Genomic DNA, 15,889 nt, shown 5'->3' on the forward strand with positions numbered 1-15,889 from the left:
TCAGAATTCGTTTTCTTGAATTACTTTATCAAATTAAAGAGTAGAAGACAAGCCATAAACGCGAATCCTATGAGTTTTCATGAATGAATTCGTTTACAACTTCAACAAACGCCTCCACTTGTCTTAATTGGAATGCGGATTCATACCCGAGTAACCATGTGTCCCTGTGTATCAACGAGTCATGTTCATCGATTAAAGGTACTTTATAAATGTCTTCTTCCATGCCGTCTAAAGTGATGGCTGGCAATATTGCGTAGCCGATTCCATTTAAGGTCATCTGCTTACATGTTTCAATTTGATCTACAACAATCGTTCTTTTCGGAGTTGTCTGGAATTGACGATGCCACCAATCCTGAATTTCCTGATAGTAGTTTGAATCACTCTTAAATTGGATAAACGGTCGATCGGTTTTCATGACCTCTTCAATCGATTGGATTTCTCTATCCACCAAGTACAATGTATCTTGAAAGAGATGGTGTTTTGGACCCTTCCAATCAGGAGTTCCCCTGATAATTCCGATATGCACTTCATTTTCATATATCGCTTTAAGAATTTCAGAGCTCCACCCTGTCATTAAAGAAATCTTGGCATGAGGATAGGTTTCAACAAATCGTTTGAGTACTTTAGGCAGCCAATTCTGACCCACGATGGATGCACAAGCAATCTTTAAGGTTCCATGCACCTCAAACTCCAAAGCTTGAATTCTTTCCTTCACACTCTCTTCCTTCTGCAACATCTCTTCAGCCAATTTCACCACAAGCTCACCGGCAGGGGTCAATGCCAGACCTTTTTGAGAACGAAGGAATAATTTTGTTCCCCATTCCTTTTCAATTGTCTGGAGTCTTTGAGATAATGCCGGCTGTGATACAAATAACCGCTCTGCTGCTTTACGCATGTTCATTTCCTGAGCCAGTACGTTTAGTAATTGATATTCAGAAAACGCCATATTTTCACCTTCATAAGTTTTTCTTATATTATATCTTAATTTATATAAAATTTCATTATTATCCGGAATGGAATACACTGATAGTAGACTCGAAATGAGGTGTTGGATAATGGAAGTGATTCTCTTTTTCACTGGATTGGTTGTAGCACTTATTGGCACTTTGGCAGGGAGCGGCGGATTGATTGGTATGCCGGTGATGCTTTTAATTGGTTTACCTATTCATACAGCCATTGCTACGGCTAAATTTTCAAATATTATGAGTTCTTTTTCAAGCTTTGTTTATTTAATCAGGGACCGGAAAGTTTCATGGAAAGAATGTTTACCCATTCTTCCCATTGCACTGGTCGGGGGGGTGACAGGGGCATTTTTATCGGATAGCATATCTCCCTCTTTGCTCGAATGGATGGCCTTTTTCTTTCTGCTGTTTGCTCTTTTACTAAGTATAATAAAAGGATTCCAGCCAAAGGAAAATAAACAGAAGCACTATCGGACTTATGGATTTTTGTACTTGATCAGTACGTATGACGGTTTATTTGGACCGGGGCAGGCTACCATGCTTATGTACACTCATTTGTTGCACGGTCTTTCGTATCTTAAATCAGTGGCTCTTACCCGTTTTCAAACCTTTGTAAGCTGTTCAGGTGCATTTACAGTCTATTTTCATAATGGCCACGTCGATTGGGGAGTTGCCATCCCCTTTGCTCTAGGCGGCCTTGTAGGTGCTCAGATGGCTGTAAGACTAGCATCTAAGCTTTCTACGAAACATATACAAATCCTACTAAACATCCTCACTTTTATTCTTATATTACAACTCGGAAAAAACCTATTTCTTTAGGGAACGGTCCCTTGGGAGGAATAGGATACCGACAAAGCTAAACAGGGCGAAAAGGAGAACAACAAGGTATACGGATTTCAAGGAACCTGTAAGCGCACCTTGAAACAAGTCAAGTACATCAGAAGATAATTTCTCTCTTTCCACTTTGTTTAAGAGCATATTCACATCATTTATGGAAAAATCTTTATCGCTTTCTTCCAAGTATGTCTGTAGGCGGCTGTTCAGGATTCCACCCAATAATGCAGCCCCTATCGTCGTACCTAAATTCCTCATAAACATATTGGTGGCAGTTGCAATCCCTCGAACCTGCCATTCGACAGTAGACTGAATGGAAACGATAAAGGATGTTGAAGTGAGTCCCATCCCTACACCTACAAAGAATGATCCACACGCAGCCCATAAAGGACCGTAGGTTGGGTCCATCATGACAAAGATGCTTCCACCCAGTATGAGTGATAATCCACCAATCAAGGAGGTTCTAAAATAACCGATCTTTAATAATAAACGTCCCGCGATTGTTGCTGAAATCGGCCATCCAATCGACATCGCCGTTAATGTAAACCCTGCAACCGTTGCGCTTCGCTCCATGACGCCTTGTACGAAGGCAGGGAGGAAGCTTGAAATACCGATTAACATGACGCCTGTTGTTAATGAAACGATATTGGCGACCAAAATGGAACGGACCTTCCATAAATCAAAAGGCATCATCGGCTGTGCCGTTCGTCGCTCTTGATAAATAAACGCTACAAAACCCAAAATAAAAAGAATGATCAGGAACATCGCCTGCCAAGAGTTCCAAGGCAGGTGAACTCCTCCCTCCACCAGTAAAAACATTAATAATGAGAGGGAAACAACCAGTAGAAAAGCTCCCCCATAGTCGATAACCGGTTTTTTCTTTTCAACATTCTCATGTAAGTAAAGCCATAGACCAACAATGGATAACAAGCCTAGCGGGATATTGACCCAAAAGACGTATCTCCAACTTGCATATTCAACCAATAATCCTCCGACAAGTGGTCCGCTAATGGCAGATATCCCCCACACACTTGATAAATACCCTTGTATTTTCGCACGTTCTTCCTTGGAATATATATCGCCAACAATGGTAGTGGCCATAGGAAGTACCGCTCCAGCTCCAAAGCCCTGTATAAATCGGAATAGGATCAATTGTTCCATCGTTTGAGAAAACCCGCATAAGATGGAGCCGATAAGAAAAATAACGATCCCAATCGTGATGATCGGCTTCCTTCCAAATAAATCAGATAGCTTTCCGTAAATCAGGACCGTAATGGCATTCATTAAAAGATAAGCAGAGAACACCCAACTATAAAGAGAAAAACCACCGAGATCCCCTACGATGGCAGGCATGGCAGTAGAGACGATTGTTGCTTCAATGGCCCCCATGAACATAGCCAGCATCACTGCAACCAATACAAGCGGTTTTTTTGTCCTTTTGACTGAATTCATTTCTAAACTGCTCATCTTGTTCTCCTTTAAATCGTGTTCAATATAAAATAACGCTCTTTTCGGAAAGATTGTTGTTTTTAACATGAGTTCTGCAAGGCTCTGTCAATTAGTGTGCGCTGGATGGTGAGGGGAACTGCTCCGCTTGCAGCTAGCGTTCGGCCGAGCCTCCTCAGCTTAGCCGAACGGGGTCTCGGCACGCCCGTACTACCGCAGGAGTCTGCGCAGTTCCCCTCACCATCTTTTATAGGTTTTTTGTGACAGAGCTTCAACTTGTGCTTTTAAAAAAAATACTTGAAAAATACTTCCTTAAGACAATCAATCTCTCCTTACCTTCAATGAGATTGTTTTCTAGAAAGCTTGTTTTAATTGTTTTCGATTAAGAATTCATGCTCAGAAAGTTGGTTGCAGCGGAAGGATGATCGACTCCTGCGGGAATAGCTGGACAGGTGAGACCCCGGAGGCGCAGCCGAGGAGGCTCACCGCCAGCCCCGCGGAAAGCGAGCATCCTGGAGCGGAAATCAACTAGTACTTTCTTATCTATAATAGCCACAAACTTTACGAAAAGAGCGTAAAATAAAGAGGATGACAAATATGCCATCCTATATGATCTTAACATTATGTAACTATCATGAAGGGTTTAATCCCTTTTAAACAGTTGTCGTTGAAGCTGCTTTAACACAACTCTCCTTGTCATGATCCCTTCAAAGTATCCGTCATCAGAAACCACGCATAGGAATGGATGGTCCACTAAAAGCTCAAGTGCTTTCTTAAAATCCGATTGTAAGGATACAATGGGAAATTCAGTTGTCATGACTTCCTCTACCTTCTTTGCTTCAAGTTGTTCAAACTCAAAACGCTCGAGACCAAGAATGGAATCGGTAATTAAACTTGAACTAATCAAGCCCTGAAAGCGAAATGTCGGATCAAGCACAGGGATGGCTGAGTAACCACTCTTAGTGAGTAATAGTAACGCATGCTCCAGGGAATTCCCCACTTGAACATGAGCCACCTTCTCAGAAGGAATAATGAAATCTTTAATATTCGTTTCTAATAACTCCTTGCTACTCAATGAAATCATGTATAACCCCTCATTTTAAAAAATAAGAATTTGCGTGCCCATCTATAAATAAAAGAAGAGGACACTAACCATCTTAACATATCGAAACAAAAAAGTATGTTTTGACGATTGAATTAAAGACTAAAAAAGATAACCAAATGGTTACCTCTTTAGTGCATTAATCTTGTTGAGCTTCTTGTAGAAGTTCAAAAATTTCAATCGCTGTAATGTCTATGTTATCGAAAGGAAAACTGCTTCCTTTTTCATTCATGACTTCAATTTCGAATGTATCTTGCTTCGGTAAATACTTTACCTCACAAATTTTCTTTCCATTGTATTCGAAAAATCGTTGTTGAGTTTCCCCTTGTTCACCTTGTTCTTGTAATGATTTTAATCTTTGTATAATTCCAAGAAGCTGAGACATAATTGGTCTCTCCTTTCCTGTTCTAATTCTTGGTCATAGCTTTTGCATTGTACCAGATTCTATCCTGTTAAATCTAATGTTTTGTCCTTTTTCTACATAAATTCCTTTATAATGAAAGGGTAGAAATATATTCTCCCCGGAAAGGATTGATTGGATGAGTATTTATCGTATAGATTCTCGAATATCCTTAGTTGATCTAATGGATCTGTCATTACAGGAACGTACAGGAAGTTATATAATAAACGAAGAGTCCCTTACCATTATCGAAACGTCTGCCAGTCCTTCTATACCTCACCTAAAAAAAGGTCTCTCTAAGTTAAACATTAATCTTGAAGATATTCAATACATAATTTTAACTCATATCCATCTTGATCATGCGGGAGGTGCAGGTCTTTTTCTGAAAGAATGCCCTAACGCAAAGGTCATCGTTCACCCGAAAGCGAGGCGGCACCTAGTTGACCCGACACGCTTGATCCGAGGAGCAAGAGCAGTATATGGAGAAAAATTCGATGAGCTTTTTCACCCGATTGTGCCAATTCCTGAAGAACGAATAATTGTGATGGGACATGAAGAAAAGCTGGAACTGAGCGAAAGCTGTACATTAACGTTTTTGGACACTCCTGGTCATGCAAATCACCATTTTAGCATCTTTGATTCTGTTTCAAATGGGATGTTCACCGGGGACACATGCGGCATCCAGTATACTGTTGGGTCAAAGCACTTTTACTTCCCTTCCACTTCCCCCAACCAATTTAGTCCTGAACGAATGAAGGATTCCATTCGTTTGTACAAGGAATTACAGCTGGATCGTTTGTATTTTGGCCATTATGGTGTCACTGAAGAAGTATCATTTGCATTAGGGGAAGTAGAAAAATGGCTTGACCTTTTCATGGAAAAAAGTAAGGAACAGTTCTCTTCCGTTGAAACAGTTGAAGAGAACGTAAAAACGATAACTTCTGTACTTTTTGAACTAACGAAGAGTAAAATGATCCAAAGAGGCGTTGATCAGGCCAATCCGATTTTCAAATTATTAAAGCTTGATATGAATGTATCTGCAATGGGAATCGTAGATTTTTTCATAAGGCAAAGCAAAGGAGAAGAAACATCATGAAAATTATCACTTTATACTCTCAACCAGAATGCCCCCCTTGTGAAGTAGTCAAAATGTTTCTGAAAGAACACAATGTTGACTACAAAGAAATCGATATCAAACAAAATGAACAAGCCAGAAATTATCTTGTGAAAGAGCTGAAATCTTATTCCACCCCAACCATCACAGTGGACTCTGAGGTAATAACAGGATTTAATCTTGAAGCCCTGACTGCAGCTTTAAACAAATAGGCATTTAGATTATTCATCAACAAAAAAAGTTGGCCATTCTCTTATGGCCAACTTTTTTATTTATTCGGTTTGAAGCTTTTCCGGTAATACGTATGTAATGGATGAAACCTTCCATGAACCTTCTTCTTCATTAACCACGACAGCCTCTACACCGGAATCCGTTGATACAGGCCCTTCTTCCTCACCTGTTCGTTCTTCCCAGACATACCATTTTCCATCTATGTATTCTACCTTAGTAGAATCATCATACTTAAAAAAAGGAATATAGTGTGGTGCAAAGTCAGATCCAAATGTGATATAACCACCCTCTACTTCATACACATTCTCACGGATGAAGTTTTCTGTAAGATCCTTTGTAAAGTACTGTGACAACTTTTCATTAATCTGTTTCTTAGATTGTGGTTTTTCACTCAATGATACTTGGGTATGAAAGGCATTTTCTACAAGAGATAATGCGTTTTCTTCAGAAAATTCTGAGGCTTGGGTTTGACTGACTTGTCCACATGCCGCTGTAACGAGCCCTAAAATAAGAAATAATAGCCATAATTTTTTCTTTTCCATATGCTTTCCCTCCTTAATATGCTTGTTAAAAATATTGTAGCAATGGAAAATTGTCGATAGGTTATCAATTGTTCGTTAAATCCTAACAAGGATTGACATATATTTTGGTTTGGTTGTAAATTTCCCCCTATATGTGACAATCAAACACAAAAATCAATGGTACATTTAACCAAAAAAGGATGCCGCATGATAACATGCGGCACCCTCTTACTTAAGATAAATAGCGAACGGACCAATATATAATAAACAGTGTAATTAAAATGGTTGCAATCAATATAGACACGAAAATAGGATTCCGAATATAAGGGTGCTCCTTGACAACATCCGGTATATCTGTGTCATATTCACCCTTCAGCCGCTTCTCCTGTCCAGCAAGTTTAAAGGTATACACTAACGAATAACCGGCTATCCCTATAACAATCAGGGAAAGCACAATCATATATATACTCATCATAGCCCCTCCTTACAATATGTCCTTAAGAATAATTTGTCCTATAAAGAGTAGGCTATACAAGAAAAGCGGAAGGGCTTTGTTCAGAGGCTCATCTTATGACCTCGAGCCTCTAAGCCCTGTAGCTGGACATCAAGAAAAGGGAAGACTGAACAAACAGGTAATTAAAAGAGTAAACCATCCTCCTCAAATAAGAATTCATAAGAAAGATCCATAAATAAATACAAGCCATTGCCAAATGGAAAGGAATACGTACGAATGGATTCTCCTGAATCGATATCGCTGTATATATCAGATAATAAACCTTTCTTATTGATCCTCATACGAATGATATTTTCCAGAAAGTACGGGCGCCAGCTCCAGTTCTTCCCTTTGTACCTTGGTTCAATCTTCCATTTATGTTCATCTTTAACAACGTTACTAGTCACTTGGAAGCCATTTTCATCACAAATGTATAGCCTGAAGCATTTATCGGTAAAATTCTTTCCTAACTCAAAGAGTACGTCATCGAATTCTGTGCATTGTTTTTTTATCATAATCAGATTTTGACTGATTTCTTTGTGCAGGACATCTGCGAATTCAAATCCTGCTTCAAGATGCTTCTTCTCATATCGAATATAGTCCTGGCATTTTTCCTTCAGCTTTTCTTTTAGAAGATCGGGTTTCAAAAATGAGGCTGACGGGCGTTGCAGGTAAAATCCTTGATAATAACGGCCGCCATTCAACCAGGCAAACTGCAGTTGAAAGTTGATTTCGATATTCTCGAATAAGAGGGAGGCTCCGATTTTTCTGGCCAGCATTGACAAACTGTACAATATATCTTTGTAGACTTTATTACCAGCATCATTTCGAAGTTGGAATAAATCCACCTTTAATATATCCGGTGAGAATTGCGATAGTCGATCCAACTGACCACTATTACCTCCAACATTATCGATCGCAATTTTAATTCCGTATGTTTTGTAATACAGCAGCAGATGAACAAGCTGATCGAAGTCTCCGACGAACGTTTTTTCAGAAAGCTCAATCACTGTCCTGTTTAAATCCAAACCCTTTTTTTCGTACTCTTGAAGGAGCTCCAGAAAAGATTCCCCGTGATCAAGCATCAATAGTCTTGCATCCCGGTTTAAAAAGATGTATCCCTCCTGTTTCTCATGTACAAACTTACTTAAAGCCAGTCTGGTTACACGTTCATCCACTTCCATTTTATATTCATCCGGTATCTCTTCATCTCCAAAGAACGGTCCGAGACTCTCAATGACCCCTTCATCGACTTCCATTCTACCTAATACTTCGTATCCGATAATTTTATGTTCATCCGCACTGAAAATTGGTTGAAAGTACGGAATCACTTTTTCTATATTGGTTAATACTTCTAATGCGTCCATGCGCACTCCCCCACCATAACTCAAGTTTTTTTGCATAATTATAACACAACTATACAGTGGAATTGAAAAGACATAAACAAAAAAGCTTTCCCTGCCATGTCGTGTTGACATATGGGGGAAAGCTTTAATCCTTTGTTCCTGCTTATATTAGAATGGAAATTGATTAAGCCATTGGCCTCCATCCATTGTAATGCATTCTCCGTTTATATACGCCGCTTGATCTGACGCAATAAAATAAGCAAGGCCGGCAATTTCTTCCGGTGTTCCTAATCGTTTTAATGGGACGCTGTCAATTGTTCTTTTTGCTGCCTCTTCTGAAATCCAAAGCTTCTCGGCTCCACCCGTTCTTTCAATTGGTCCTGGTGCAATGGCATTTGTACGAATACCGTATTTATGGCCCCACTCGACGGCAAGTGTGCGCGTTAACGATAAGACTCCTGCTTTTGCTGCAGCTGAATGAGCCACACCTGCACCCGCGTTCCAAGCGTAAGTGGCAACCATATTAATGATGGATCCCTTTTGTTTGTGCTCAATCCAATAGTTCCCTACAGCATGTGAGCAAAGAAACGTTCCATTTAAAACGATATCAATAACAGATTTCCAACCATTTGGAGTAAGCTTTTCCGCCGGACATATAAAATTTCCTGCTGCATTGTTAATGAGTACATCAATTTTGCCGAATTTCTCTGCCGTAAATTCAACCATCGCCTTTACGTGGTCTTGTTCCCTTACATCCATTTGAAATACTTCAATGTTTCCACTAAGAGACGAAAACTCTTCCTTCACCGATTGAAGTCGTTCTTCATTTCTCCCTGTTACGACGACGCTTGCGCCAGACTCTACAAAGTGCTTCGCCATATATTTCCCCATACCATTTGAACCGCCTGTTACAATCACAACTTGTTGTTCTCCCATATGTAACTCCCCCTTATTAATGAATGAATGTTCACTCACAATTTTATCATATAGAGTTGTGTTGCAACCATTTTAAATGATAAAAAAAGACTGATTTTTAAGAAAATATCCTTTTCTTAAAAATCAGTCTGAAAAATCAACCATCCGGATTGTTAACAATGGTTTCGTGTAATTGCGCCAACGCCTTGATAATGGTTTTATTTCTCTTATATCCTTTTGCTTCAATCGAAACATTATTATATGAAACAACTACCTGGCCTAAAGATCGAGGAGATTTAAAGCCATATACATATACTTTAACCGTTCCTCTATCGGTAGGGAGAAATAGGATTTCCATACTTTTTGTCTTTTTCATAATCCCACTCCTTCATATAGCATTCGGAACTCTGATTCACTTCGGCTGCGATTTTGCTTCAAGTCTATGAATCTTTTACTCTCCTCACTTTAAAATAAGTCATAGGAACTACTCTGTCAAACATTTCATTGCATTTGCCGGGCGAACGTTAAAAAGTATGAACATAAAATGTATCTTCAAGGCTGCTTCAAGTAATTAGGGGAGGAACATTACATAAGAACAAATTGCTGTTCCTCGATTTCCTTCGGGCAAATCGGTTTACTAAAGAAGTAGCCTTGAGCTTTTTGGCAGTTCGCCTCTTTAAGAAATTCGACTTGCCCCTCACTTTCTACACCTTCAGCAATCACTTCAAGCCCCAGGCTATGTGCAAGATGGATGATAGTAGTCGTTATGGCAGAGTCCTTCTGATTCATTCCAATTTCTCTCACAAAGGATTGGTCGATCTTTAATATGTCGATTGGAAATCGTTTCAAATAATGAAGTGAAGAATATCCTGTTCCAAAATCGTCAACAGAAATGTACACACCCAGATTTTTAAGCTTTTTCAGCATTTTCAATGTTTGTTGAGTGTCTTGCATGGCTCCCTCCGTAATTTCAATTTCTATGCATGAAGCAGGAATATTATACGTTGATAAATAGAAATCAATTCTATCCACTAATTGCTCCTGCAGAAATTGCTTAGGCGAAATATTGATGGCCACACGCACTGTCCTGTAACCTTTTTTCCTCCATTTTTGCAATTGTAAACATACTTGCTCCATTACCCATTCGCCAATCTGATCAATCAAACCTGTTTCTTCTGCCAAGGGAATGAACTGTGCCGGTGATACAAACCCAAATTTGCGGTTGTTCCAGCGAATTAACGCTTCGAAGCTATCAATCGCACCGGTCGATAAATTCACCTGTGGTTGATAATGGACGTACAACTCACCCTTTTGAATGGCTTTTCGTAAGTGGGATTCCATAATGATATAATTAGGAAAGCTTGATTTCATATGCGTTTGATAGAAGCGATAATGAGCTCTTCCTTTTTCTTTTACTTCAAAGAGAGCTTGAGCAGCTTTTTGAATGAGTGAATTAGAATCATATCCATCTGCAGGATAACGGCTGATTCCAATCGAAGGAGAGATATAAAACTCCTGCTCATCAATAGTAAAAGGATCTTTGAACAGCGCTAAGATTTCCTTCGCCTTCGTCTTGGTATCTTCAAAATTACTATTCTTCAACAGATAGATAAATTCATCACCGCCTTGCCTGTACAATAAACATTCTTCATTCGTAAGAGTTACCAAACGTTCTGTGATCTTTTGGAGAAACCGGTCGCCCCCCTTTAAACCAAGGGTGTCATTTACAAATTTAAACCGATCTAAGTCCAAGTATAAAAGCGAGAGCTCTATACCTCTTTCTTCCATATTATGAATGATTAAAGGAACATGATCATCCAGTGCTTTCCTGTTCCAAAGACCGGTTAATTGATCATGTAGAGCCATATAATGAATCATTTCATTCTGTTCATGGTGCTTGGTTATATCCTTCACGATAATATAACAACCATCACACTTTTCTTCTACTACGATGGGGATCATTTTTAGCTGAGTGATCTTCTTTTCTCCTGCTTCGTTTAGAAGAAGACAATTAACAATGGAAGAGGGCGTTCCCTTCAAAGCTTGAGTAAGTGACTCGGTTAGGGTGTACTCATTTTGAGAATGAAACAAATCATAGATACTCATGTTTACAAGGGTTTCTTTCAAATAGCCGGTTAATGTGCATCCTGCTCCGTTAGACTCTTTTATGAACCCATGGGAGTCCAGAATAAATATGGCATCCAGATTATGTTCAATAATGGATTTGTATCGTTCTTTCGCTTTTTCTAATTTCTTCTTCTCTGCAATGGACGAAGAAATATCTCTTGTAATGGAAACAACGTACTCTACTTTTTCATATCGATTCTTGATAGGTGTAAGAATCGATTCATTTACAACTTGACTTCCATTCGAAAGGAAAAACGTATCCTGATAGATAATGCTCTCTCCTGATTGCACAAGTTCAATGTATTTCTTCTGTATGTCAGTAGCCGTCTCAAATGAAACTACTTCCTCCAATAAGCGTCCCATATCCTCATGTTGAATGGACGTGTACCTTCTAGCTGATTCATTTATGTATAGGTACCTGAAAGCAGGTCCCTCCTCAACCTTCATAATGAAAATCATATCATGAATATGATCTAAAATTAGTTCTTTCAAAACAGTGTCAAGCACCTCTTGACCTTGTCCAATGGTATTGTTATTGTTAGTCGATTTCATGGATTCGTCATCCTCTTAGGCTTCTGTCATTTTCCGTATTAAGTATCCTGATTATATTTTACTAGTTAAACTAAGAATTTCCTACATTCCTGTAAGAATATACACTATTTTCTTTATATTCCGTTACTTCAGACCCATTCGATCACTTGATTCATCTGCCTATTATATGTGAGACAGGCGCGTTGGTCGATTTTGAACCATACACTAAAGTGAATAGAGAGAGGAGGTTTTTCGTTTAATGTATCGACATGCATATTACCCATATCAGAGTTATCCACAGTATAGAGGAGGAGATCAACGCTTCTTCCCCTTCTTTGGATTACCGTTTTTAGCAGGTGGTTTAGCCGGATTGGCCATTAGCCCGTTCCTTTTCAACAGACCTTGCTACGGTCCTGCTTGTTATCCACCTTACCCGCCATACGGAGGGTATCCTTATCCTGCTTACCCACAACCATACGGAGGGAATAATTTTCAATCATCACCGTACAACTTTACAGAGAATATTAATATATACCCCCAAAGATAATAAAAAGGCTCACCTGAAAATGTATGGAGTACATTCTTTAGGTTGAGCCTTTTGATATTTACTCTCTACAAGTTTCACCTTTAGGACCGGGTACTCCTTTTCCCGCTTAAGTTAATTTATATTTCATCCAATAGAAAGAACGCCGTCCCAAATATACTTATCTTTCAAAAAGAAACTCCCCACCGTACCTTTCCAATACCAGAAAAAGGAGGTATAATGGAGGTTAATACAATGGAAAGGAGCCAATAACTTGAGGAATACTAGTAAATCCACCCCTTCTTCCACATCCGTAATTACCCTCTCTCAAGCTATTTTCACTGTGAATCGTCATGCGAAAACAGCAGGTAACCCAAAATACTTATATTCATTAAAAAAACGAGCTTTAATGAAAATGATCCGGGAAGGTAAAGCGAAGAAAGTTGGACTTCACTTCTCCAACAACCCAAAGAACAGCCAACAACAATCTGACGTATTGATTGATTGCGGAGATTATACCTTTCATATCCCACCATCAAAGGAAGATTTCAAGGAGCTGCCTCACCTGGGGTCGCTTGATCAATCGTTAAGAAATCCTAGATGTAAGATGGGACTTCAGCAGGCAAAAGGAATTTTAGAGCAATATACAGGGATGTCCGAACAGAATGAAAAGCCTCGAAAGCCCGGAAAGAACAATTATCAAAAACCCGTCTTCAAAAAGTTGGGCGATAGCTTCTTTTAATGCTCAACGATTTTAGTACATTAACGCATATTTCTTCTAAAGGGTTCCGGCCAAATGAAATGCTGGGACCCTTTTGTATGTCTTTATTTGCCCTAGCTTCTACAATATATGTTGATCGATTTTCATAATGAGTTCAGCAATATCCGGTTTACTGATTTGATCTTCTGCTCCGACCATTTCACCTTTATGTTTTAAATCTTTTGTAATTAGTGAAGAAAAAATGATTACAGGCAGTTTACTGAGCTTAGAATGACTCTTGATTTTTTTGGTCAAATGATGCCCGTCCATTTGCGGCATTTCAATATCTGTTAACACAAGCTGAACAGTCTCTTCAATATCTTGAGTTCCCCCAACTAGTGACTCCAGATAGTTGAATGCATCGGCTCCATTTTCGAAGAACTCCACTTCGTCATATCCTGCTTCACTCAACGTATCATTCAAAAGCTTACGGAGTAGAGGAGAATCCTCCGCAGCAACAATCTTCTTATTCTTTCTCTCCCTTGGTCCCAACCTCTTCACTTGTTCCACCCGGATCCCTGTGTCAGGATTGATTTCCAGCATAATACTCTCAAAATCCAATAACAATATCATTGATTCGTTTCGCTTGATGACCCCTATTATTCCGGAATGAACCCCTGAATACATTTCTGAAGGCTTATCAATCTGATTCCAGGAAATCCGATGAATTTGAGTTACGTTATGTACGTGAAAAATGACCTTTTGTTGATTAAACTCAGCAACAATATACTTTGATTTGGGTGTTTCCTCCTCTTCCACACCAAGAACCCTTGCCATATCAATAACTGGAAGAACCTCTCCCCTCAATTGAATGAGCCCTTTCACATGATGGTGGGAATGAGGAATGGGAATGACTGGAGTGGGTTGAATAATTTCCTTCACTTTAATCACATTTATACCAAATTTATTGTGTTGAACTTCGAATTCAACTATCTCTAGTTCATTGGTTCCACTTTCAAGAAGAATACCGTTTGTTTGATTCAATTGTATTTCGTCCTTCCATACAAACATGAGTATTTGCCTTACTCTTCTTATATCGTACATTTAAGAAACATCTTTACAGGTAATCATGAAAAAGTCGGCAGTCCGTTCGGGAATCTTTTTCAACTCTCACTTTCTATACCGTGACCTAAAAGGTAATAGAAAATGAATCCCTATACATACTAAGGAGAGGAGGTGTTTATATGACCGATCGTAGGTTTTCAGATAACCAGCCCCTGCCTGATTTTGATGAAATAAGTGACCACATTCTTCCCGCACAAAACAATCTTCCCATTATTGCCTTTGGGAAGAACGTGGATGGAAAGGACGAACCCTTTGAACTTTCTTTCATAGAAGGTCAAAGGAAAATAAATCAGGAGCAGAATGAAAATCCTCGAAAGTAAAAAGGAAAAAGCGATTGAAAGGCTTCCCTTCAATCGCTTTTCTCTTACACTCCACGCTTGTTCCCCCATACCAAGGTATGCAATTGCGGGAGTACCCGCACGTGATTTAATTCTTCCCTATCACAGACCTTTTCAATGAGCGTTTCATAATCCAATAACAAGTTTGATACCAGTTTAGGTGTATCTCCTTCAGAAACAGAAGGATTACCTGTCTGGATGTAGAATGGAACATCAGGATAGCGTTTATGAATTTCTGTGGCATATACTAAATCCTGTTCGTCAAAGACAACTACTTTTAAGCTGAATTGTGAGCGATTTTCATTTAATCGATGAACGATATGATCCAGTTTCTCAAAGTCAGTCCCCATTTTCGAACTTGGTGGCTTTGGAGAAAGAGTCAGATCATCTATATCATAGAACCAATCCTGCCAGCGGCTTCCTTGTGTTTCTAAGGCCGAAGCAATATCATTCTCCTTTAAAATCTCGATAAGCTCCTTCAAATGAGCCAATAGAGCAGGATTCCCGCCTGAAATCGTTACATGGGAGAACTTATTTCCCCCTACTTCTTTTAGTCTGTTCCACACTTCTTCAGCTGTCATAAGCTGAATATCCTCTTTGGCTGAACCATCCCACGTAAATGCAGAGTCACACCATGCACAACTATAATCACATCCGGCAGTTCGGATAAACATCGTCTTTTGACCAATTACCATACCTTCACCCTGAATGGTTGGACCAAATACTTCTAAAACGGGGATTTTCTTCATGATTGTCTCCCCTTTGGTCTGTATATGACGTAACTTGTCGGTGTTTCTCTTAAAAATACTTGAAGGCACTTAGGCTGGTGAGGCAGTGTATCTAAATGACCCTGAATGATTTCCCACATCACTTTCGCTAAAACTTCAGTGGTGGGGAACATATTGCCGTTCTCTGCAGAAAACAATTCATCTTCGTTCATGACCTTATGATCAAATCGCTTATGAATCAGATTTTTGATGTGTTGGAAATTAATAAGAAACCCGGAATCATCAAGCTGATCCCCTCCAATAGTAATATTGGCAAAGTACGTATGACCATGGATATCCTGACAGCTTCCTGCATCTGCATGTGGTATATAATGGGCTGCCGCAAAATGCATATCTTTATTTAATTCAAATTCATACGTGTGGTCAGGAGTCGGGTAGATTTGTTGTATCATC

At 39.3% G+C, this 15,889-nt stretch carries 19 protein-coding genes; 6 read left to right on the forward strand and 13 right to left on the reverse strand.

From position 1 onward, the window contains the following. Window positions 1–67: 67 nt before the first annotated feature. On the reverse strand, window positions 68–946 hold the full coding sequence (locus ACFQWC_RS08635; protein WP_299740526.1) for a transcriptional regulator CcpC: 879 nt from the start codon (window positions 944–946) through the stop codon (window positions 68–70). Between the two features lie 109 nt (window positions 947–1,055). On the opposite strand from ACFQWC_RS08635, the gene ACFQWC_RS08640 reads away from it, so the two are divergent. After that, the gene (locus ACFQWC_RS08640; RefSeq protein WP_299740525.1) at window positions 1,056–1,781 is read left to right on the forward strand and encodes a sulfite exporter TauE/SafE family protein; all 726 of its coding nucleotides are present in this window, start codon (window positions 1,056–1,058) and stop codon (window positions 1,779–1,781) included. Here the strand turns inward: ACFQWC_RS08640 and ACFQWC_RS08645 are convergent. The 3 genes from ACFQWC_RS08645 to ACFQWC_RS08655 form a co-directional block, all read right to left on the reverse strand. Further along, entirely contained in the window at window positions 1,770–3,263 is a 1,494-nt protein-coding gene (locus ACFQWC_RS08645) for an MDR family MFS transporter (RefSeq protein ID WP_299740524.1), read from the reverse strand. The genes ACFQWC_RS08640 and ACFQWC_RS08645 overlap by 12 nt on opposite strands. A 622-nt stretch (window positions 3,264–3,885) precedes the next feature. After that, window positions 3,886–4,326, reverse strand: coding sequence for a cyclic-di-AMP-binding protein CbpB (gene cbpB / locus ACFQWC_RS08650; RefSeq protein WP_299740523.1), 441 nt, complete (start codon window positions 4,324–4,326; stop codon window positions 3,886–3,888). Between the two features lie 157 nt (window positions 4,327–4,483). Then, a complete protein-coding gene (locus ACFQWC_RS08655; RefSeq protein ID WP_044337569.1) occupies window positions 4,484–4,729 on the reverse strand; it encodes a YkuJ family protein in 246 nt (81 codons plus the stop codon). 154 nt (window positions 4,730–4,883) lie between these two features. Between ACFQWC_RS08655 and ACFQWC_RS08660 the strand changes: the two genes are divergently transcribed. Together ACFQWC_RS08660 and ACFQWC_RS08665 are read left to right on the forward strand one after the other, a co-directional pair. Then, the gene (locus ACFQWC_RS08660; RefSeq protein ID WP_377106891.1) at window positions 4,884–5,840 is read left to right on the forward strand and encodes an MBL fold metallo-hydrolase; all 957 of its coding nucleotides are present in this window, start codon (window positions 4,884–4,886) and stop codon (window positions 5,838–5,840) included. Continuing rightward, a complete protein-coding gene (locus ACFQWC_RS08665; RefSeq protein WP_377106893.1) occupies window positions 5,837–6,070 on the forward strand; it encodes a glutaredoxin domain-containing protein in 234 nt (77 codons plus the stop codon). The genes ACFQWC_RS08660 and ACFQWC_RS08665 overlap by 4 nt, the downstream gene beginning before the upstream one ends. A 60-nt stretch (window positions 6,071–6,130) precedes the next feature. Here ACFQWC_RS08665 and ACFQWC_RS08670 read toward each other — a convergent pair whose 3' ends face one another. From ACFQWC_RS08670 to ACFQWC_RS08695, 6 genes are all read right to left on the reverse strand, one after another. Next, on the reverse strand, window positions 6,131–6,631 hold the full coding sequence (locus tag ACFQWC_RS08670) for a DUF3993 domain-containing protein (protein WP_341357839.1): 501 nt from the start codon (window positions 6,629–6,631) through the stop codon (window positions 6,131–6,133). Window positions 6,632–6,842: 211 nt separating this feature from the next. Beyond that, complete coding sequence (locus ACFQWC_RS08675; RefSeq protein ID WP_377106895.1) at window positions 6,843–7,082, reverse strand: hypothetical protein; 240 nt, start codon at window positions 7,080–7,082, stop codon at window positions 6,843–6,845. A gap of 164 nt (window positions 7,083–7,246) precedes the next feature. After that, window positions 7,247–8,470 (reverse strand): EAL domain-containing protein, encoded by a 1,224-nt coding sequence (locus ACFQWC_RS08680; RefSeq protein ID WP_299740512.1) that lies wholly within the window; start codon window positions 8,468–8,470, stop codon window positions 7,247–7,249. Window positions 8,471–8,617: 147 nt separating this feature from the next. Beyond that, on the reverse strand, window positions 8,618–9,385 hold the full coding sequence (fadH, locus tag ACFQWC_RS08685; RefSeq protein ID WP_377106897.1) for a 2,4-dienoyl-CoA reductase: 768 nt from the start codon (window positions 9,383–9,385) through the stop codon (window positions 8,618–8,620). Window positions 9,386–9,521: 136 nt separating this feature from the next. After that, window positions 9,522–9,740, reverse strand: coding sequence for a hypothetical protein (locus tag ACFQWC_RS08690; protein ID WP_299740509.1), 219 nt, complete (start codon window positions 9,738–9,740; stop codon window positions 9,522–9,524). A 209-nt stretch (window positions 9,741–9,949) separates the two neighbouring features. Then, the gene (locus ACFQWC_RS08695) at window positions 9,950–12,043 is read right to left on the reverse strand and encodes a sensor domain-containing protein (protein ID WP_299740507.1); all 2,094 of its coding nucleotides are present in this window, start codon (window positions 12,041–12,043) and stop codon (window positions 9,950–9,952) included. Between the two features lie 238 nt (window positions 12,044–12,281). Here ACFQWC_RS08695 and ACFQWC_RS08700 point away from each other — a divergent pair, with 238 nt between their 5' ends. Both ACFQWC_RS08700 and ACFQWC_RS08705 read left to right on the forward strand, forming a co-directional pair. Beyond that, a complete protein-coding gene (locus ACFQWC_RS08700) occupies window positions 12,282–12,569 on the forward strand; it encodes a hypothetical protein (protein WP_299740505.1) in 288 nt (95 codons plus the stop codon). 250 nt (window positions 12,570–12,819) lie between these two features. Then, window positions 12,820–13,287 carry a YkyB family protein gene (locus ACFQWC_RS08705; protein WP_377106900.1) on the forward strand — a complete coding sequence of 156 codons (468 nt, stop codon included), beginning with the start codon at window positions 12,820–12,822 and terminating at the stop codon, window positions 13,285–13,287. A 99-nt stretch (window positions 13,288–13,386) separates the two neighbouring features. Here the strand turns inward: ACFQWC_RS08705 and ACFQWC_RS08710 are convergent, their stop codons facing one another. After that, entirely contained in the window at window positions 13,387–14,289 is a 903-nt protein-coding gene (locus ACFQWC_RS08710) for a chemotaxis protein (RefSeq protein ID WP_377106902.1), read from the reverse strand. A gap of 200 nt (window positions 14,290–14,489) precedes the next feature. Here ACFQWC_RS08710 and ACFQWC_RS08715 point away from each other — a divergent pair, with 200 nt between their 5' ends. Beyond that, complete coding sequence (locus ACFQWC_RS08715) at window positions 14,490–14,690, forward strand: hypothetical protein (protein WP_299740501.1); 201 nt, start codon at window positions 14,490–14,492, stop codon at window positions 14,688–14,690. Between the two features lie 44 nt (window positions 14,691–14,734). On the opposite strand, the gene queE is transcribed toward ACFQWC_RS08715, so the two are convergent. Continuing rightward, window positions 14,735–15,460: a 7-carboxy-7-deazaguanine synthase QueE gene (gene queE / locus ACFQWC_RS08720; protein WP_377107267.1), complete on the reverse strand. Its 726-nt coding sequence runs from the start codon at window positions 15,458–15,460 to the stop codon at window positions 14,735–14,737. Beyond that, a complete protein-coding gene (locus ACFQWC_RS08725) occupies window positions 15,454–15,888 on the reverse strand; it encodes a 6-carboxytetrahydropterin synthase (RefSeq protein ID WP_377106905.1) in 435 nt (144 codons plus the stop codon). Before ACFQWC_RS08725 ends, queE begins: the two co-directional genes overlap by 7 nt. Window position 15,889 lies beyond the last annotated feature (1 nt).

Source organism: Rossellomorea sp. GCM10028870 (assembly GCF_042666755.1).
In the GTDB taxonomy this organism is placed as follows: Bacteria; Bacillota; Bacilli; order Bacillales; family Bacillaceae_B; genus Rossellomorea.